This is a genomic window from Blastococcus haudaquaticus, from assembly GCF_900230285.1.
GTDB lineage: Bacteria > Actinomycetota > Actinomycetes > Mycobacteriales > Geodermatophilaceae > Blastococcus_B > Blastococcus_B haudaquaticus.
Genome location: NZ_OCNK01000001.1, coordinates 1224574 through 1242510 on the forward strand (window position 1 = coordinate 1224574; position 17937 = coordinate 1242510).

16 protein-coding genes are annotated in these 17937 nt (G+C 73.2%); 8 read left to right on the top strand and 8 right to left on the bottom strand.

The annotated features are described in order from the left end of the window. Positions 1-22 precede the first annotated feature (22 nt). The 7 genes from CRP30_RS05950 to rpmH form a co-directional block, all read right to left on the bottom strand. Complete coding sequence (locus tag CRP30_RS05950) at positions 23-1057, bottom strand: ParA family protein (RefSeq protein ID WP_235003194.1); 1035 nt, start codon at positions 1055-1057, stop codon at positions 23-25. A 147-nt stretch (positions 1058-1204) separates the two neighbouring features. After that, positions 1205-1885, bottom strand: coding sequence for a 16S rRNA (guanine(527)-N(7))-methyltransferase RsmG (gene rsmG, locus CRP30_RS05955; RefSeq protein ID WP_097182930.1), 681 nt, complete (start codon positions 1883-1885; stop codon positions 1205-1207). A 7-nt stretch (positions 1886-1892) separates the two neighbouring features. Next, complete coding sequence (locus CRP30_RS05960) at positions 1893-2588, bottom strand: Jag family protein (RefSeq protein ID WP_235003195.1); 696 nt, start codon at positions 2586-2588, stop codon at positions 1893-1895. A gap of 80 nt (positions 2589-2668) precedes the next feature. After that, positions 2669-3733, bottom strand: a complete 1065-nt coding sequence (yidC, locus tag CRP30_RS05965) for a membrane protein insertase YidC (RefSeq protein ID WP_097182931.1) — start codon at positions 3731-3733, stop codon at positions 2669-2671. Further along, entirely contained in the window at positions 3726-4100 is a 375-nt protein-coding gene (gene yidD, locus CRP30_RS05970; RefSeq protein WP_097183183.1) for a membrane protein insertion efficiency factor YidD, read from the bottom strand. The genes yidC and yidD overlap by 8 nt, the downstream gene beginning before the upstream one ends. Beyond that, positions 4100-4510, bottom strand: coding sequence for a ribonuclease P protein component (gene rnpA, locus CRP30_RS05975; protein WP_097182932.1), 411 nt, complete (start codon positions 4508-4510; stop codon positions 4100-4102). Before rnpA ends, yidD begins: the two co-directional genes overlap by 1 nt. A 1-nt stretch (position 4511) precedes the next feature. Then, the gene (gene rpmH / locus CRP30_RS05980) at positions 4512-4649 is read right to left on the bottom strand and encodes a 50S ribosomal protein L34 (RefSeq protein ID WP_026856313.1); all 138 of its coding nucleotides are present in this window, start codon (positions 4647-4649) and stop codon (positions 4512-4514) included. A gap of 639 nt (positions 4650-5288) precedes the next feature. Here rpmH and dnaA point away from each other — a divergent pair. The 7 genes from dnaA (at position 5289) to CRP30_RS06015 (ending at position 14783) form a co-directional block, all read left to right on the top strand. Then, positions 5289-7028 (top strand): chromosomal replication initiator protein DnaA, encoded by a 1740-nt coding sequence (gene dnaA / locus CRP30_RS05985; RefSeq protein WP_097182933.1) that lies wholly within the window; start codon positions 5289-5291, stop codon positions 7026-7028. 1007 nt (positions 7029-8035) lie between these two features. Continuing rightward, a complete protein-coding gene (dnaN, locus tag CRP30_RS05990) occupies positions 8036-9184 on the top strand; it encodes a DNA polymerase III subunit beta (RefSeq protein WP_235003196.1) in 1149 nt (382 codons plus the stop codon). Between the two features lie 115 nt (positions 9185-9299). Further along, positions 9300-10232 carry a phosphogluconate dehydrogenase (NAD(+)-dependent, decarboxylating) gene (gene gnd / locus CRP30_RS05995; RefSeq protein WP_097182935.1) on the top strand — a complete coding sequence of 311 codons (933 nt, stop codon included), beginning with the start codon at positions 9300-9302 and terminating at the stop codon, positions 10230-10232. Positions 10233-10323: 91 nt separating this feature from the next. Next, entirely contained in the window at positions 10324-11517 is a 1194-nt protein-coding gene (gene recF / locus CRP30_RS06000) for a DNA replication/repair protein RecF (RefSeq protein WP_097182936.1), read from the top strand. After that, positions 11514-12014, top strand: a complete 501-nt coding sequence (locus tag CRP30_RS06005; RefSeq protein WP_097182937.1) for a DciA family protein — start codon at positions 11514-11516, stop codon at positions 12012-12014. Before recF ends, CRP30_RS06005 begins: the two co-directional genes overlap by 4 nt. Positions 12015-12040: 26 nt before the next feature. After that, a complete protein-coding gene (locus CRP30_RS06010; protein ID WP_097182938.1) occupies positions 12041-12985 on the top strand; it encodes a hypothetical protein in 945 nt (314 codons plus the stop codon). Positions 12986-13109: 124 nt separating this feature from the next. After that, positions 13110-14783, top strand: a complete 1674-nt coding sequence (locus tag CRP30_RS06015; protein ID WP_235003197.1) for an ABC transporter ATP-binding protein — start codon at positions 13110-13112, stop codon at positions 14781-14783. On the opposite strand, the gene CRP30_RS06020 is transcribed toward CRP30_RS06015, so the two are convergent. After that, the gene (locus tag CRP30_RS06020; protein ID WP_097182940.1) at positions 14780-16258 is read right to left on the bottom strand and encodes an SDR family oxidoreductase; all 1479 of its coding nucleotides are present in this window, start codon (positions 16256-16258) and stop codon (positions 14780-14782) included. The two genes, CRP30_RS06015 and CRP30_RS06020, sit on opposite strands and share 4 nt — an antisense overlap. Positions 16259-16381: 123 nt before the next feature. Between CRP30_RS06020 and CRP30_RS06025 the strand changes: the two genes are divergently transcribed. Continuing rightward, positions 16382-17806 (top strand): APC family permease, encoded by a 1425-nt coding sequence (locus tag CRP30_RS06025; protein WP_097182941.1) that lies wholly within the window; start codon positions 16382-16384, stop codon positions 17804-17806. The last annotated feature ends 131 nt before the right edge of the window (positions 17807-17937 follow it).

Here is a 17937-nt window from a genome sequence, read left to right on the forward strand (position 1 = left end):
TCTCCGCTCACCCGTGACTCGTTCACGAACTCTCCTGCGTGCTGACTGCGTGCTGCGCCACGGGCGGCACGGCGACCCCGGCCATGCCGGGGCGGTCGAGCGGTGGCAGATCGACGCCGCGCTCGGCGAGCTGCCGCGCCGCCTCCACGTAACTGGTCGAGCCGCGCGACCCGGGGTCGTAGGTGAGCACCGACTGGCCGTAGCCCGGCGCCTCGGAGACGCGGACGTTGCGGGGGATGACCGCCGGCAGCACGAGCTCGCCGAAGTGGTTGCGCACCTCGTCGGCCACCTGATCGGCGAGCTTCGTCCGGCCGTCGTACATGGTGAGCAGGATGGTCCGCACAGCGATGCCCGGGTTGAGGTGCTGGCGGACCAGGTCGATGTTGTTGAGCAGCTGCCCGAGGCCCTCCAGCGCGTAGTACTCGCACTGGATGGGGATGAGCACCTCGTCGCCGGCGACGAGCGCGTTCAACGTGAGCAGGCCGAGCGACGGCGGGCAGTCGATGAGCACGTAGTGCGGGCGCTGCTCGGGCGGGAGCTCGTGCACGTAGGCCTCGATGGCCCGGCGCAGGCGGTGCTCGCGGGCCACGACGGAGACCAGCTCGATCTCGGCGCCGGCCAGGTCGATCGTGGCCGGGACGCAGAGCAGCTTCGGGCTGGCCGTCGTCGGGTGGACCACCTCGCCCAGGGAGTTGTCCCCGACGAGGGCGTCGTAGACCGACGGGGTGCCGACGGTGTGCTCCACGCCGAGGGCCGTGCTGGCGTTCCCCTGGGGGTCGAGGTCGATGACCAGGGTCCGGAGCCCGTAGAGGGCGAGCGCCACCCCCAGGTTCACCGTGGACGTCGTCTTGCCGACGCCGCCCTTCTGGTTCGCGATGGTGATGACCCGGATCCGGTTCGGCGCCGGGAAGGGTTCCTGGTCGGCGGCGTGCAGCACGCGCGTCGCGCGCATCGCCTCCATGGCGATGGGGCTGTCGAAGTCGGCCATCCCGGCCGAGGACGACGATGACTGGTCGGCGGCCAGGCTGCTGCGCAGCCGTTCGCCCGGGTCGGTCATCGGTCGTCCCTCCTGCATGCCCTGCTCATGTCCCCAGCCGTTTCACGTGGAACGCGGATCCGGCGGTCCTGTTCCACGTGGAACGGAGGAAGGACCCCCGGCCCCCCACCGCTCGCACGCTCGCGTCGGGACCCTGCAGGGGGCCGCTCACCGAGTTCCCCGCGTCATGACCACCACGGTAGTGGCAGCGTCCCCCAGCTCCGCACCGACGGCCCGCGGATGCACGTCCCGCATCCCCGCAGCGGTCAGCTCGGGCAGCAGGCGGGGCAGGTCCTGGAGGGCCCTGGCCCCGACGAGCGCCACCAGCTGCGTGCCCGGGCGCATCAGCCCGCGGCACCAGGCGACGAGGCGGGGGAGGGGAGCCACCGCCCGGGCGGTGACGACGTCGACCGGTCCGACCGCCGAGACGACCGAGCGCTCCTCCGCCCGGCCGCGGACCACCCGCCACGGACGCCCGCCGTCCGGCGCGAGGTCGGCCACCGCCTGGTCGAGGAACTCGACCCGCCGCGACATCGGTTCGACCAGGGTCAGCGCGAGGTCGGGGCGTGCCAGCCCGAGCGGGATGCCCGGAAGCCCGGCACCGCTGCCGACATCCACGACGTGCGCGTCCTGCGGGACCGCCTCGGCCACGGCCGCGCTGTTGAGCACGTGCCGGTCCCACAGCCGGGGGACCTCCCTCGGTCCGATGAGGCCGCGGACCACACCGTCACTCGCCAGCCGGGCGACGTACCGCTCCGCCCGGGGGAGGGCGGAGCCGAACACCTGGTGGGCGGTCGACGGCGTCGGCGGGGCCCCGTCCCCCGGGGGATCCTCCTCTGCGCCGCTCATCGAGTTCTCACCTGTCGGGCAGGACCACGACGCGGCGGTTCGGCTCCTCGCCCTCGGACTCGCTGTGCACACCGGCGACCGAGGCGATGACGTCGTGCACGACCTTGCGCTCGAACGGGTTCATGGGCGACAGCCGCTCGGGCTGACCGCTCGAGGCGACCCGGCCGGCCGTCTCACCGGCCAGCGTCGTGAGGTCGGCACGGCGCTTGGCCCGGTACTCGCCGACGTCCAGCATGAGCCGGCTCCGGACGCCCGTGGACTGGGCGACGGCCAGCCGGGTCAGCTCCTGGAGCGCCTCCAGCGTGGCGCCGTCCGGGCCGATCAGGTCGGTGAGCTTCCCGCCGACGATCGCCACGGAGGCCCGGTCGCCCTCGACGTCGAGGTCGATGTCCCCGTCCTTGTCCAGGATGTCGAGCAGGCGCTCGAGGTAGTCCCCGGCGACGTCACCCTCCCGGACGAGGAGGTCATCGCCGTCCTCATCGTCCTCATCGTCCTCAGCCGCCCCGGCTGCCCCATCGGCATCGGTGTCGACCGGCTCGATCACCGCGTCGGCACCCAGGGCGTCGTCGACGGCCGGCTCCAGGATGTCGTCGGGGTCACCCACGCCGCTGGCGGCCGGCGTCAGCACGGTGCGGGTAGCGGTGTCGTCCCCCAGTGCGGTGTCGGTCGGTGCGGTGTCGGTGGGCTGCTGCGGGGCACTCACAGGGGTTCCTCCCAGGTCGGTGCGGGCGAACCGGGCGGACCCGGTGGTCTGGTGAGCGGCGGGGCGGTGACGCGCTGCGCTCAGCGGCGCTTGCGCTTGCCCCGGTTCGGCGGCGACTGACCGGCCCGCGTGGCCCCGGTGGCGCCGCCCTGCTTGCCCGGCGGCCGCCCGTTCGAGGAGTTCCCGTCGGTCGGTGCTGCGTCAGTGACGTCACCGGTCGCGGGGTCGGCGGCGGGAGCGACGGGACGACCGCCCTTGGGGCGTACGGGCTTGGCGCCCGGCTTGGGCGCGAGCGTCTTCGGGTCGATGACCGGCTTGTCAGCGGCGGCCTTCGCCTTGGCGGCGTCGGACCCGGGCGGCGGCATCTTGCGCAGGATGAAGAACTGCTGGCCCAGCGTCCACAGGTTGTTGGTGAACCAGTAGAGGAGGACGCCGATCGGGAAGATGAAGCCGGAGACGAACAGGCCCGCGGGCATGACGTAGAGCAGGATCTTCTGCACCATCGCGGCCTGACCCTCGACCGGGCCCGAGCGCCGCATGATCTGCTTCTGGGTGAAGTACGTGGTCAGACACATGATCACGATCAGCACGAACGCGACGATGCGGATGTTGGTGTAGGTCACCCCGGCGATGTCGAGGATCGCCGTCTCCTTGGCGCCGCTCATGTTGAACGACGAGGAGATGGGCGCGCCCAGGAGCTTGGCCCGCGCGGCCTCGTCGGTCAGGTCGTCGGACCAGCTGTAGAGCCCCGGCTTGTCCGGCGCGAGCCGGCGCAGCACGTGGAAGAGGGAGAGGAAGACCGGGATCTGCGGGAGGATCGGCAGACAGCCGGCCAGCGGGTTGACCCCGCGCTCCTTCTGCAACGCCATCATCGCCTGGCTGAGGCCCTGCCGGTCGCTGCCGTACTGCTTGCGCAGCTTGGCCATCTCCGGCTGGAGCTCCTGCATCGCCCGCTGCGACTTGACCTGCTTGACGAACAGCGGGAAGAGGATCAGGCGGATCGTGACCACCAGGAACACGATCGCCAGGACCCAGGTCAGGCCGCCGAGGCCGGACTCGGCCGGCGGGTCACCGAAGAGGGTGTTCCACAGCGAGTGCCACCGCGCCATCACCCAGGAGATGGCGGTGTACAGCCAGTCAAGCAACGGAGGACTCCTCGTTCGTCCCGGGGTCAGCCGGGGCGGCTCGGTGGGGACGGCCGGCGGCCGAGCTCTCGCCGCGGTCCGGGGACGACACTGCTCTGCTCGACGAGTGGCCGACGTCTGCGGTTCCGTCGGCTCCTTCGTCCCGGCCGCTGGGGCCCCCGGGCACGAGGTCCACCCCGCCGGGGTGCCACGGCGCGCACTTGAGGATCCGGACCAGCGCCAGCCAGCTCCCGCGGGCGGCCCCGTGCCGCTGCACCGCCTCGGCGGCGTAGGCGCTGCAGGTGGGGTGGAAACGGCACCGCGGCGGGAGGGCCGGGCTGATCGCCCTCGAGTAGAAGCCGATGGCGGCGAGCAGCGCCCGGCGCATCACGGCCGGGTCCCCCGGTCGCCGAGCAGGCGGGCCAGGCCCGCGCTCAGGTCGCGACGAAGGTCCTCGGATGCCGCCGTACCCGCCTCGGGCCGGGCCCGGACGACGAGGTCCGCTGAGGCCGGCAGCCGGTGCAGTTCGTCCCGGACCACGGCGCGCAGCCGTCGGGTCACGCGATGACGGACCACCGAGTTGCCGACGGCCTTGCCGACCACGAAACCGACCCGGGCACCGGGTGCGCGCGCGGGCGTGTCACCTGTCGCCGACCGCGACAGGGAAGGCGGAACGGCCTGCTCGGGCCGTTCGGGGAGGTAGTGGAGCACCATGGTCGGCCGCCCGGCGCGCCTGCCGGACCGGACGACCGCGGTGAACTCCGGACGCCGGCGCAGGCGTGCCTGCGCGGGCAGCACGTCAGGCGGAAAGGTTCTCGCGACCCTTGCGCCGACGACCGGCGAGGATCGCCCGGCCCGCGCGGGTACGCATCCGCAGCCGGAAGCCGTGGGTCTTCGACCGTCGGCGGTTGTTCGGCTGGAACGTGCGCTTGCTCACGAGGTACTCCTACTACATGACATCGGCGGTGCGCACCCGCCGGTGGGCGAGCACGCGCGGGGCGACCGGGACGAACGGCGACGTGCCGCGCCCACGACCCCGGAGGCTGGTCACTGCGGCGCGGAACTCCCCGCTCCCCACCTGCACGGGAACCGCGCGGGCGACGGAGGCGGCCGGAACCGTCCACAGACTCCAGCCAGCATAACCGAGATCGTGCTGGTGCCGAAGGGCGGGCGGACCGCGACCGCCGATGATCCCCCCGCGCGACCCCCGCATGGCGGCGGCACGCCGCAGGCGACGCGCCCGGGCTGCCCGGCCGAGCGTTGCCGGGCTGTGGATGGGGCTGTTAGCGTCGCCGTCGCTCCGCGTCGGACGTCAGGGTCACGACGTGTGGGCCGACCCCGTCGGTCAGCCGACCACCGAACCGTCCGCTCTCCCGCCGTTTCCGGCCGTCGACCTGCAGGAATGCGGATCGGTGTCGGCTCCGGCACACGGACCCGGCAGCATCCGTCGCCGACCGTGCACAGCCTGTGGACACCGGTGTGGAATGACTGCGTCCACACATCCACAGCGGGACCGTCGAGCGGTCGCCGGAACGCCGTCGACCGGGGTCGACACCGATGGGGAGGAAGAAGCGGCATGGCCGATGCCACGCTGGACCTGGCGACCGTCTGGGACCAGATCCGCGAGCGGCTGGCGACGAGCCTGTCCCCTCAGCAGAACGCGATGCTGAACCTGACCCGCCCCCTCGGGCTGGTCGAGGACACGGCCGTTCTCGCTGCTCCCAACGAGTTCACCCAGACCGTCCTCGAGTCCCGCATGCGCCGGGTGCTGGCCGAGGCGCTGTCCGAGCAGTTCGGGCGCGACATCCGCGTCGCCGTCCAGCTGGAGGACTCGCCTCCGGAGCCGGCGACCGAGACCCGCGACCAGGAGCCCACCCGTCGCCCCTGGACGGCGGCCGAGGTGCAGCGCGCCGAGGAGGACCGGGCCAGCCGCGACCGCGCCGACGACGGACGCAGCGCGTTCGGCGTGCGCACCGACGCGGTCGGGTCCGCGCCCTGGGACCGGGACGGCCACGACGACAGGTCGGCCCGCGCCGATTCCGAGGTCCGCGAGCTCCGGCCGGTCGACCGCGCGCCGGTCGACCGCGGTGCACCGGGGGACTGGGCCACCACCTGGGGGAGTCAGCCCACCGGTCGTGACTGGGGCGGGAACGAGGACGGCCGATCGGCCGACGTCCTGCCGTTCGACGTCGACGGCTCCGACGGGAACGACCAGCGCGGGCGGTCCGCCGCAGGGGCAGGGCGCGGACGTCGTCCGGACGCCGGTCGCCCGGCCGGCCTGGACCCCGGCATGAACCCCAAGTACGTCTTCGACAGCTTCGTCATCGGCAACAGCAACCGGTTCGCCCATGCCGCGGCCGTCGCGGTGGCCGAGGCACCCGCCCGCGCCTACAACCCGCTGTTCATCTACGGGGAATCGGGGCTGGGCAAGACCCACCTGCTGCACGCGATCGGTCACTACGCGGCGCGGATGTTCCCGAACGTGAAGGTGCGCTACGTCAGCACCGAGGAGTTCACGAACGAGTTCATCAACCTGGTGCACTCCGGCCGGGCCGAGGACTTCCGCCGTCGCTACCGGGACATCGACTTCCTGCTGATCGACGACATCCAGTTCCTCGAGCGGGCCGAGCGCACGCAGGAGGAGTTCTTCCACACCTTCAACACGCTGCACAACGCCAGCAAGCAGATCGTCATCACCTCCGACCGCGCGCCGAAGAAGCTGACGACGCTGGAGGACCGGCTGCGCACGCGGTTCGAGTGGGGCCTGATCACCGACGTCCAGGCGCCCGACCTCGAGACCCGCATCGCCATCCTCCGGAAGAAGGCCTGGGGCGAGCGGCTCCAGGTGCCCGACGCGGTGCTGGAGTTCATCGCCAGCAAGGTGCAGACGAACATCCGCGAGCTCGAGGGCGCGCTGATCCGGGTCACCGCGTTCGCCAGCCTCAACAAGCAGCAGGTCGACCTGCCCCTGGCCGAGCTGGTGCTCAAGGACCTGATCAGCGACGAGCAGGGCCCGCAGATCACCGCGGCGATCATCATGGCCGCGACCGCCGAGTACTTCTCCGTGACGATGGAGGAGCTCCAGGGCAGCAACCGGAGCCGGACGCTGGTCAACGCCCGGCAGATCGCGATGTACCTGTGCCGCGAACTCACCGAGCTGTCACTGCCCCGGATCGGAGCCTCCTTCGGCGGCAAGGACCACACCACGGTCATGCACGCGGTCAAGAAGATCACCAACCTGATGAGCGAGCGCCGGGCCACGTACACGCAGGTCACGGAGCTGACGGCCCGCATCAAGAGCCGCGCCCGGCAGTAGAAGGACCCCGTCCTCCCCACCCCTCGCACGCCCGTGGGCGGTGCCCTGGACGGGGCCACTCCGGACCGCACCGCCCACGGGCGACGGATCAGAGGGGACGGGACGGCACACGTCGCGCCGAGTGGGCCCGGAGGGTCCGCGCAGGCGTGACTCAGCGGCTCAGCCAGCTGGGGGACGGCACGTGGAGGCGGTGTCGTCCGGAGGACGACAGAGTGGTTGTCCCGGGGGTTGTCCACAGCCGTGGACAGAAGTCGACAGCGACGATGCCCTGATCGGAGGCGGTGGCCGCCGGTGGCCGGCCGGTGACCGCCGTCGACTCATCGAGAAGTTGTCCCCAGGAATGTGCACAGGTTGGGGAGATCTCGTGCCCGCCGGGTCACGGCAGGTCACCGGCCCCTGCGTCCCGGTCGGCCGGGCTCGAACTCGTACTCGCCCCTGACCTGCGGGTATGGGCCTGTCGTCGCCTGAGAGCGGCACGGCGTCGGATCCCGGTCGCTCGTCCCTGGGCACGACCTGGGGATCCACCCGGGAGACGCAGGGGACAGGGGGTGGACGGCGGCGGGCAGCGGTGAACAACCGTAGAGATGTCCACGTGTCGACACAGGCGGGACGGTCACCGCCCACAGTCGGCCAACAGGCCCATTCCTGCCCTGACCTGCGCGAAGGGCCCCGATCCCCAGCTTCCACACGTGTGATGACGAGGATGAGGGAGTTATCTCGATGAATCCTTGAACCACATTCTGGGTGGGGACGCTCCGCTCAGGGGGCCCCGAGGGCCAGCAGGAAGGGCAGCGGGACGGGGTCTCGCGCGGGGGCGTCGGCCCGGGTCCCGAGGTGCTCGACCAGCTCATCGAGGGACCGGGGTTTCCCCCCGGGGGACCGCAGCAGGCACGATGAGCACCGCACCGGCACAGGACGCCCCCGCGTCCTGCCCGCCGGTATCGGGAAGCCGCACCCGCCAGAGGGTCGGGATCAGAGCTGGGGTGGGTCGAGAGATGAAGTTCCGGGTGGCACGTGAGGTGCTCGCCGACGCCGTCGCGTGGACGGCGCGCAGCCTGCCGCCTCGACCGTCGGTGCCCGTACTGGCCGGCATCCTGCTCGAGGTCGACGGGAACCAGCTGTCGGTGTCGGGCTTCGACTATGAGGTCTCGGCCCGCGCCGAGGTCGACGTCCAGGCCACCGAGAGCGGCCGGGCACTGGTCCCGGGCCGGCTGCTGGCCGAGATCACCCGGGCGCTCCCCCCGCACCCGGTCGAGATCACCGCCGAGGGCCCCAGGCTGGCTCTCGTCTGCGGCAACGCCCGCTTCAGCCTGCCGACGCTGCCGGTGGAGGACTACCCGTCCCTGCCGTCGATGCCGTCCTCGGCCGGGCTCGTCGACAGCGACGTCTTCGCCGAGGCGGTGGGCCAGGTCGCCGTCGCCGCCGGACGGGACGACACGCTGCCGATGCTCACCGGCGTGCGCCTGGAGATCGAGGACGACCTGATCACGCTGGCGGCCACGGACCGCTACCGCCTCGCGGTGCGCGAGTTCGCCTGGCGCCCCGAGACGCCGGGTGTCTCCGCCGCCGTGCTGGTTCCGGCACGCACCCTGGCCGAGGCCGCGAAGACGCTGACCAGCGGCCCGGAGATCGTGCTCTCGCTGTCGTCGGGGAGCTCCGGCGAAGGCATCCTGGGCCTCTCCGGCAAGGACCGGCAGACCACGACCCGCCTGCTCGACGCCGAGTTCGTGAAGTACCGCGCGATCATGCCGAACGACTCGAACTCCCACGCGTCCCTGCCGGTGGGCCTGTTCACCGACGCGGCCAAGCGCGTCGCCCTGGTCGCCGAGCGAGGCACGCCCCTGCGCTGCGAGTTCACCCCGGGGCAGGTCACGCTGCACGCCGGCGGCTCGGACGAGGAGGGCCAGGCCGAGGAGCGGTGCGACGTCGAGTTCGACGGCGAACCGCTCACCATCGGCTTCAACCCGACGTTCCTGCTCGACGGCCTGGCCGCCGTGCACACCGAGCGGGCCCGGATCGACTTCACCAGCCCGCTCAAGCCGGCCGTGCTCTCCGGTGTGGAGGAGCCGGCGGCCGACGACGGCAAGCCGGCCGGCCCGGCGGAGCGCACCGGGAGCTACCGCTACCTGATCATGCCGGTGCGCCTGCCCGGCTGAAAAAGGACCTCGTCGCCCCCCACCACCCGCACGCTCGCGGTGGGACCCTGCGACGAGGCCGTCGGCCGGGCACGATGAGCAGGAAACTCGATAACACGAAAGAGGGGACGACGTCGTGCAGCTGGGGCTTGTCGGGCTGGGCAAGATGGGCGGCAACATGGCCGAGCGGCTGCGCCGCGGAGGTCACGAGGTCGTCGGTTACGACCACTCACCGGGCAAGCGGGACGTGGACAGCCTGCCCGCGCTCGTCGAGGCGCTGAGCGCGCCGCGCGTGGTGTGGGTGATGGTCCCGGCCGGTGAGCCGACCAAGGCCACCGTCAAGGAGCTCGGCGAGCTGCTGAGCCCGGGCGACGTGGTGATCGAGGGCGGTAACTCCAAGTACACCGACGACCAGGTGCACGACGTCATGCTGCGCGAGAAGGGCATCGGCTACATCGACGCCGGAGTCTCCGGCGGCGTGTGGGGCCTGGAGAACGGCTACGCGCTGATGGTCGGCGGCACCAAGGAGGACGTCGCCAAGGCACAGCCGATCTTCGACGCGCTCCGGCCCCCGACGCCGGAGGACGCGTCCGGTCAGGCCATGCCGGGCGTGGGCTTCGTGCACGCGGGTCCCGTGGGCGCGGGGCACTTCAGCAAGATGGTCCACAACGGCATCGAGTACGCGATGATGCAGGCCTACGGCGAGGGCTACGAGCTGCTGGCCGCCGTCGACCTGATCGAGGACGTCCCCGGCGTCGTCGCCTCGTGGACGCAGGGCACCGTCATCCGCTCGTGGCTGCTCGACCTGCTGGTCCGGGCGCTGCAGGAGGACCCCGAGCTCGAGCGCATCAAGGGCTACGCGGAGGACTCCGGCGAGGGCCGGTGGACCGTGGAGCAGGCGATCGAGAACGCCGTCCCGATGCCCACGATCGCCGCCTCGCTGTTCGCCCGCTTCGTGTCCCGCCAGGACGACTCGCCGACCATGAAGGCCGTCGCCGCGCTGCGCCAGCAGTTCGGCGGCCACGCGGTGCACGCCGTCCAGGCGCAGGAGGCCGAACGGCCGGCATGACGAAGGACCCCCGTGCCCCCCACCACTCGCAGGCTCGCGGCGGGGCCCTGCACGGGGGCCGTTCCAGCACGTCACGGAGGGGCCGGCTCTGATGTACGTCCGGCACCTGCAGGTGGGGTCGTTCCGCAACTGGGAGCACGTCGACCTGCCGCTCGGCCCGGGACCCACCGTCTTCGTGGGTCGCAACGGCGAGGGCAAGACCAACCTGGTCGAGGCGATCGGCTACCTCGCCACCATGGGCAGCCACCGGGTGTCCTCCGACGCGCCGCTGGTGCGGCACGGCGCCGAGCAGGCCGTCGTCCGGGCGGCGCTGCGCCGGGGCGACCGGGAGCTGCTGGTCGAGATCGAGATCAACCCGGGCCGGGCCAACCGCGTGCGGGTCAACCGCGGTCCCCTGCCCCGGCCTCGTGAGCTGCTCGGCATGGTCCGGACCGTGCTGTTCGCCCCCGAGGACCTCGCCCTGGTGCGCGGCGACCCCACCGAGCGACGGCGGTTCCTCGACGAGCTGCTGGTGACCCGCACCCCGCGTCTGGCCGGCGTGCGGTCGGACTACGACCGCGTGCTCAAGCAGCGCAACGCCCTGCTGAAGACCGCCCGGCTGGCCCGCGGCAAGGCGATCGAGACCCTCGACGTGTGGGACGGGCACCTGACCGACTACGGCGGGCAGTTGCTGGCGGCCCGGCTGCACCTGGTCGCCGACCTCGCGCCGCACATGTCCGAGGCCTACGCCGAGGTGGCCGGCGAGGGCGCCGTGGTCGCAGGCCTCGGTTACAGCTCGACCGTCCCCCTCGCCGGCACCGGCTCAGCGGTGGCGCCCGGCGCCCCCGTCCCCTCGGCGGCGGAGCTCACGGAGGCGATGCGGGAGCGGATCGCCGAACGCCGCAACGACGAGCTGGACCGCGGCATGACGCTGGTCGGTCCGCACCGCGACGACCTCGTCATCCACCTGGGACCTGCCCAGGCCAAGGGCTTCGCCAGCCACGGGGAGTCCTGGTCCCTGGCGCTCGCGCTGAAGCTCGCCACCTTCGCCCTCTTGAGAGGCGAGGGCGAGGACCCCATCCTGATCCTCGACGACGTCTTCGCCACCCTCGACGCCGAGCGTCGCGCCGCCCTGGCGGCGGTGGCGCGGTCGGCGGAGCAGACGCTGATCACCGCGGCGGTGGTCGACGACGTGCCGGAGGAGCTGCGCGGTGTCCGGGTCGAGGTGGGCGGTGGCTACGCGGTCGTGGTGAAGGACGGGCCGGGGGTCGGGGAGCGGGCCGTCGTCGAGGGGCGGGTCCCGTGACCGAGGAACGGCCGGCCCGGCCCAGCGACATCGCGCGGGCCGCGCTCGAGGCTGCCCGCGCCGCCTCCGCCGCTCGTCCCCAGCCGACCCGCCGGCGCATCGCCGGGCCGCGGCGGACCTGGACGGGCGCCGGCCCGGGCGCCGACGACCCGCAGCCCCTGGGCCGCCTGGTCGACTCGCTGGTCACCGAGCAGGACTGGTCGGACCGGACCCGTATCGGTGCGGTCTTCGGTCGCTGGTCGGCCCTCGTGGGGCCCGACATCGCCGAGCACTGCCGACCGGAGACCCTCACCGAGGGAGAGCTGCTGGTCGTCGCGGAATCGACGGCGTGGGCCACGCAGTTGCGCCTGCTGGCACCCTCGATCCTCGGCAAGCTCCGCGCGCAGGTCGGCGGGGACGTCGTGACCCGGTTGCGCGTTGTCGGACCGACGGCCCCCAGCTGGAAGAAGGGCCCGCGCTCGGTGCGCGGGCGGGGGCCCCGGGACACCTACGGATAGCACCGCACCACGACGGAAGGGCAGCGATGAGCACCCCGCGGGACCGCGACGGCTTCGACGACGACGAGGCCGGCCGCGCCTGGCAGGAGCCGGCCCACCTGGGTGGCGACCGGCCCGCCGACGACCAGCCCTCCCCCGACGAGCCGCGCGACGAGCCGAACTTCGCCGACCGGCGCAAGCAGCCGCGCGACAGCGACCACACCGCGGAGGGGGCGACCTGGCAGCCGCCCGGATGGGACCTGCCCGCGGCCACCCCCGACCGGGGCCGGCAGTCCGGCGTCGACCCGTCCTGGGCGCCGCCCGGGCCGCCGCCGACGACGGCCCCCGAACGCCCCCGTGGCCTGTTCGGCGGGCGCGCGCGGCCCCAGGACCCGGAGATGACGCGGGCGTTCACCTACGAGGGCGACCCGCTCGGTGCGCAGGGCTGGGCCCTGCAGCACGGCTGGACGGTCTCCGACGGCAGCGGCCCGGAGGACGCCGTCCTGCAGGAGCTGCTCGCCGGCTCACCCGTGCGGCCCGGCAAGGAGGCGCGGCCGGCGTCGGTGCTGCGCGGCCGCGCCGGAGCGGTCGAGCTCGTCGCGTTCGACGTCGTCGAGCCGCTGGGCAAGCGCTGGGTGGCCACCCACGCGATCACGGCCGCCCCGATGCTGGGCGTCGTGCCCGTCCTGCGGCTCTCGCCCGCCCGGCTGTGGAAGCACCGCACCGGCGGGATGATGCCGCTCCTCAGCGGCAACGAGGCGTTCGACGGCCGCTGGCAGCTGCTGGTCGCGGAGGACGGTCCGCAGGTGCGGCGACTCGCCCAGGACCCGGCCGTGCAGGGCCTGCTGCTCGGCACCGACGACGGCGACGAGTTCTGGACCGGCGCCGGGCACCTGGCCGCCGTCCGGCCCGACGGGCACCGGCCACTGCTCATCGAGCACCACGCCCGGCTGCTGACGGCGATCGTCGGCGCGCTGGCCGCGGGCCACTGAGACGGCCGGTCCGCTGACCAGCCCGGACGACCCCGACCCGGGTGCCGCGCCGGAGGCGGGCGCCGGCATCCGGGAGCTCCTGCCCCTCCTGCGACCGCACCGGCGGCCCCTGGCGGCAGCCGCCGTGCTGTCCCTGGTCGCCGCCGCGGGGGCCCTGGCCCAGCCCGCCCTGGTCTCGCGCGTCATCGCCGTCGTCGGCTCGGGGGAGCCACTCCTCCCCGCGGTCGGCCTCCTGGTGGTGGTGCTGCTCGCGGCCTCGGCGCTGTCGGCGTTCCAGCAGTTCCTGCTGCAGCGGACCGCCGAGGGCGTCGTGCTCAGCACGCGGCGGCTGCTCACCGACCGGTTGCTGCGGCTGCCGATCGCCGAGTACGACCGGCGGCGCACGGGTGACCTGATGTCGCGGGTCGGCTCGGACACCACGCTGCTGCGGGCGACGGTCACCTCGGGCGTCGTCGACGTCGCCGGTTCCGTGGTGCTCGCCCTCGGCGCCGTGGTGGCGATGGCGCTGGTCGACGTCTGGCTGCTGCTGCTCACCGTCGTCTCCGTCGCGATCGGCGTGACGACGGCCGTGCTCGCCTCGCGCGGGGTCCGGCGCCTTTCCCGGCAGGCGCAGGAGGAGGTCGGCGCCATGACGGCCGCGGTGGAGCGGGCGCTGTCGGCGGTCCGGACCATCCGGGCGAGCGGTGCCACCGCCCGCGAGGCCGCCGCCGTCGGTGCCAGCGCGGGCCGGGCGTACACGGCGGGCGTCCGGGTGGCCCGGCTGGAGGCGCTCGTCTCGCCGGCCGGGTCGATCGCCGTGCAGGGCGCCTTCCTGGCCGTGCTCGGCGTGGGTGGCTACCGCGTGGCGAACGGCTCCATGACCGTCGCCGAGCTGGTCGCGTTCATCCTGTACCTGTTCCTGCTGGTCATGCCGCTGGGTCAGGCGATCGGTGCGTACACCGAGCTGCAGACCGGGCTCGGCGCACTGGTCCGGATCCAGGAGATCCTCGCCCTCGACCCCGAGGACGACGAGCACGCGGAGCGGCCCGCCCGGGCCGCCGCGCCGGCCCCCGCGACGGCCGCCGGGCCACCACCGCTCCTGCAGCTCGACGGCGTCGACTTCGGCTACCCCGACGGGACGCCGGTGCTGCGCGGGGTGTCCTTCGACGTGCCGGCAGGCAGCCGGGTGGCGCTGGTCGGGCCCTCCGGCGCCGGGAAGTCCACGATCCTGGCCCTCATCGAGGGCTTCTACCCGGTGAGCGCCGGCGTCGTCCGCTGGTCGGGGACCGATGTCCGGGAGATGCCGCGCGCGGCCCTGCGGGCCCGGCTCGGCTACGTCGAGCAGGAGGCGCCGGTCCTGGCCGGGTCGGTGCGGGACAACCTGCTGCTCACCCGGCCCGACGCCACCGATCCCGAGCTGTGGGCCGTGCTGGCCGACGTCGGGCTGACGCAGGTGGTGCGGCGCTCGCCCCGCGGCCTCGACGTGCTGGTCGGCGACGAGGGGGTGCTGCTCTCCGGAGGGGAGCGGCAGCGCCTGGCCATCGCGCGCTCCCTGCTCGCCCGCCCGGAGCTCCTCCTGCTGGACGAGCCGACCGCCAGCCTGGACGCCCGCAACGAACAGCTGCTGCGCGAGACCCTGGCCGCGGCGTCGGCCGACCGCGCGCTGCTGGTGGTGGCCCACCGCCTGTCCACCGTGCTCGACAGCGACCAGATCGTGGTCCTGGACCAGGGGCGGGTGGTCGCACGGGGGACCCACGACGAACTGGTGGACAGCAGTCCGCTCTACCGGGAGCTGGCCACCGCCCAGCTCCTGGTCTAGGGCCGCTCGGCGGCGCGGGCGATGCCCTTGACCATCCCGCCGAAGACGAACCCGTGGAACGCGGCGACCGCCCACCAGTAGGCGTGACCGGCCAGCCCGTGCGGCGCGAAGGTCGCCCGCTGCCGGAGCACCGCGCCACCGTTCGCCGGGTCGTGTTCCACGTGGAACTCGAGCCACGCGAGACCGGGCAGGCGCATCTCCGCGCGCAGCCGCAGCAGCCTTCCCCGCTCCAGCTCCTCGACCCGCCAGAAGTCCAGGGCGTCGCCGACGAAGAGCTTCGCCGGGTCGCGGCGGCCCCTCCGCAGGCCGACGCCGCCCACCGCCCGGTCCATCCACCCGCGCACCCGCCAGGCCAGCGGGAAGGAGTACCAGCCGCTGTCGCCGCCGATCCCCTCCACGACGCCCCAGAGGGCGTCGGCGTCGGCCGTCGTCGTCCGCGTCCGCTCGTCGACGTAGAGGCTCCCGCCGGCCCAGTCCGGATCGGTGGGCAGCGGGGACGACGGAGCCCCGGGCGTGGAGGCGCTCGACCACCGGGTGGTGACGGCGGAGCTGTGCACGCGGGCGATGGCGAGCCGCACCGCCTCGTCGAAGCTGAGCAGCCCCTCCGGCGGGTCGGGGACGAACTCCGCGATGTCGTGCTCCTGGCAGACCACCGTGTTGCGCAGCGACTCCACCAGCGGCCGGGCGATGCCGGCCGGGACGGGCGTGATCAGGCCGACCCAGTGGCTGGAGAGGGACGGCGAGAACAGCGGGACCGGCAGGATCCGCCGTCGGGGCAGGCCGGCGACGACGGCGTACCGCTGCATCATCTCGGCGTAGTTCATGACGTCGGGCCCGCCGATGTCGAAGCCGCGGTGCACCGTGGCCGGCAGCTCCGCGCAGCCGACCAGGTAGCGCAGGACGTCGCGGATGGCGATCGGCTGGATGCGGCTGTGCACCCAGCGCGGCGTCACCATCACCGGCAGCCGCTCGGTGAGGTACCGCAGCATCTCGAACGACGCCGAGCCGGAGCCGAGCACGACCGCGGCCCGGAGCACGGCGGTCGGGACGCCGGAGGCGAGCAGGATCCCGGCGACCTCGATCCGTGACCGCAGGTGGGGTGAGAGCTCCTCCCCCTGCGGCTCCAGTGCCCCGAGGTAGACCAGGCGCCCCACCCCGGCGGTGCGCGCGGCGCCGGCCATGACCCGGGCGGTCCGGCGGTCGGTCTCCTCGAACTCCGGCCCGGTGGCCAGGGCGTGGATCAGGTAGTAGACGACGTCGACGCCCTCGCAGGCGGCCGCGACCTGCTCCGGGTCGGTGGCGTCGGCGCGCGCCACCTCCACCTCGCCCGACCACGGGTGGTCCCGGATCCGCTCCGGGGAGCGGGTCATCACGCGCACCCGGTGCCCGGCCGCCAGCAGGTCGGGCACCAGCCGGCCGCCGATGTAGCCGGTGGCGCCGGTGACGAGGCAGAGCCGGGGCGCGTCGGAGGTCATGCGACCGAGTGTCGGCGCGATCGCGGTGTCGCGCCCGAATCGCGGGACGACGGCATGAGCAGCACGATCACCGCGTCGGCCGACGGCGGTCGTCCCCAGCACTCTGCACATGCAGGAGAGCCCATGTCCGACACGACCACCGCGGACGACCGGACCGCCGACGGCCGACCGACCCTCAAGCGGGTGATGGGGCCGGGACTGCTCCTGCTGTTCATCGTCGGTGACGTCCTGGGCACCGGCATCTACGCGCTGACCGGCACGGTGGCCGCCGAGGTCGGCGGCGTCGTCTGGCTGCCCTTCCTCGTCGCGTTCCTCGTCGCACTGATCACCGCGTTCTCCTATCTGGAGCTGGTGACGAAGTACCCGCAGGCCGCCGGGGCCGCGCTGTACGCGCACAAGGCGTTCGGCATCCACTTCGTGACGTTCCTCGTCGCCTTCGCCGTCATGAGCTCCGGCATCACCTCGGCGTCGACCGCGGCGCGGGCGTTCAGCGCCAACGCGGCCGAGGTGTTCGGCCTCGACCTCGGTGAGGGCATCGGCATCACGCTCATCGGGCTGGGCTTCATGACGCTGGTCGCGCTGGTGAACCACCGGGGCGTGGGGGAGAGCGTCAAGGCGAACGTGGTGCTCACCTGCGTCGAGCTCAGCGGCCTGCTGATCATCATCGGGATCGGCGTCTGGGCCCTCGGGATCGGCGACGGCGACTTCTCGCGGGTCACCGAGTTCGACACCGGTGACAAGTCGGTGCTGACCGGAGTGATCGCCGCGACCGGACTGGCGTTCTTCGCGATGGTCGGCTTCGAGGACTCGGTCAACATGGCCGAGGAGTGCAAGGAGCCCCGCCGGATCTTCCCGAAGGTGCTGCTGCTGGGGCTCGGCATCACCGGCGTCATCTACGTGCTGGTGTCCGTCTCGGCCATCGCGCTGGTGCCGGCCGACCAGCTCAGCGAGGGCGAGACGCCGCTGCTGCAGGTCGTCGAGGCCGGCGCCCCCGGGTTCCCGGTCGGGCTCTTCGGCGTCATCACCATGTTCGCCGTCGCCAACACCGCGCTCATCAACATGCTGATGGCCAGCCGGCTCGTCTACGGGCTGGGCCGGGAGCGCGTGCTGCCGCCGCTGCTCGGCCGCGTCCACCAGAAGCGGCGGACGCCCACGACGGCGATCCTCTTCACCACCGCCCTCGCCTTCGGGCTGATCACGTTCGTCGGCGGCGTGCCGGCGCTCGGCGGTACCACGGCGCTGCTGCTGCTCATCGTCTTCACCGTCGTGAACGTCGCGGTCCTGGTGCTGCGCCGCGACCACGTCGACGCCGACCACTTCCGCACGCCCACGTTCCTCCCGGTGGTCGGCGCGCTCGCCTGCGGCTTCCTCGCCACGCCGTGGGCCGGCCGGCCCGCGGAGCAGTACCGCGTCGCCGGGATCCTGCTGGCCATCGGCGTGGTCCTGTGGGGTGTGACGGTCCTGGTCAACCGGCGGACCGGCGGCGGAGGGCCCGGGTTCGACCCGATCTCGCTCGCGGGTGACCGCCCCTCGGGGCCCCGCAACTGAGGCCCCGCTGCAGGGTCCCGCCGCGAGCTTGCGAGCAGTGGGGGGCAGGGGGGTCCATACGGGCGTGTCATTCCCCGGGGCAGGACGGGTGGTGGTGGACGAGCCGAAAGTGGCTCAGACACGACGTCAGG

Excerpts from the sequence above, each read along its gene's own strand:
- CRP30_RS06010 (WP_097182938.1), top strand. The coding sequence starts at position 12,041 with ATGAGCACCCCGCGGGACCGCGACGGCTTCGACGACGACGAGGCCGGC.
- rsmG (WP_097182930.1), bottom strand. The coding sequence starts at position 1,885 with ATGAGCGGCGCAGAGGAGGATCCCCCGGGGGACGGGGCCCCGCCGACG.
- yidD (WP_097183183.1), bottom strand. The coding sequence starts at position 4,100 with ATGCGCCGGGCGCTGCTCGCCGCCATCGGCTTCTACTCGAGGGCGATC.
- CRP30_RS06020 (WP_097182940.1), bottom strand. The coding sequence starts at position 16,258 with ATGACCTCCGACGCGCCCCGGCTCTGCCTCGTCACCGGCGCCACCGGC.
- recF (WP_097182936.1), top strand. The coding sequence starts at position 10,324 with ATGTACGTCCGGCACCTGCAGGTGGGGTCGTTCCGCAACTGGGAGCAC.
- CRP30_RS06025 (WP_097182941.1), top strand. The coding sequence starts at position 16,382 with ATGTCCGACACGACCACCGCGGACGACCGGACCGCCGACGGCCGACCG.
- dnaA (WP_097182933.1), top strand. The coding sequence starts at position 5,289 with ATGGCCGATGCCACGCTGGACCTGGCGACCGTCTGGGACCAGATCCGC.
- CRP30_RS05950 (WP_235003194.1), bottom strand. The coding sequence starts at position 1,057 with ATGACCGACCCGGGCGAACGGCTGCGCAGCAGCCTGGCCGCCGACCAG.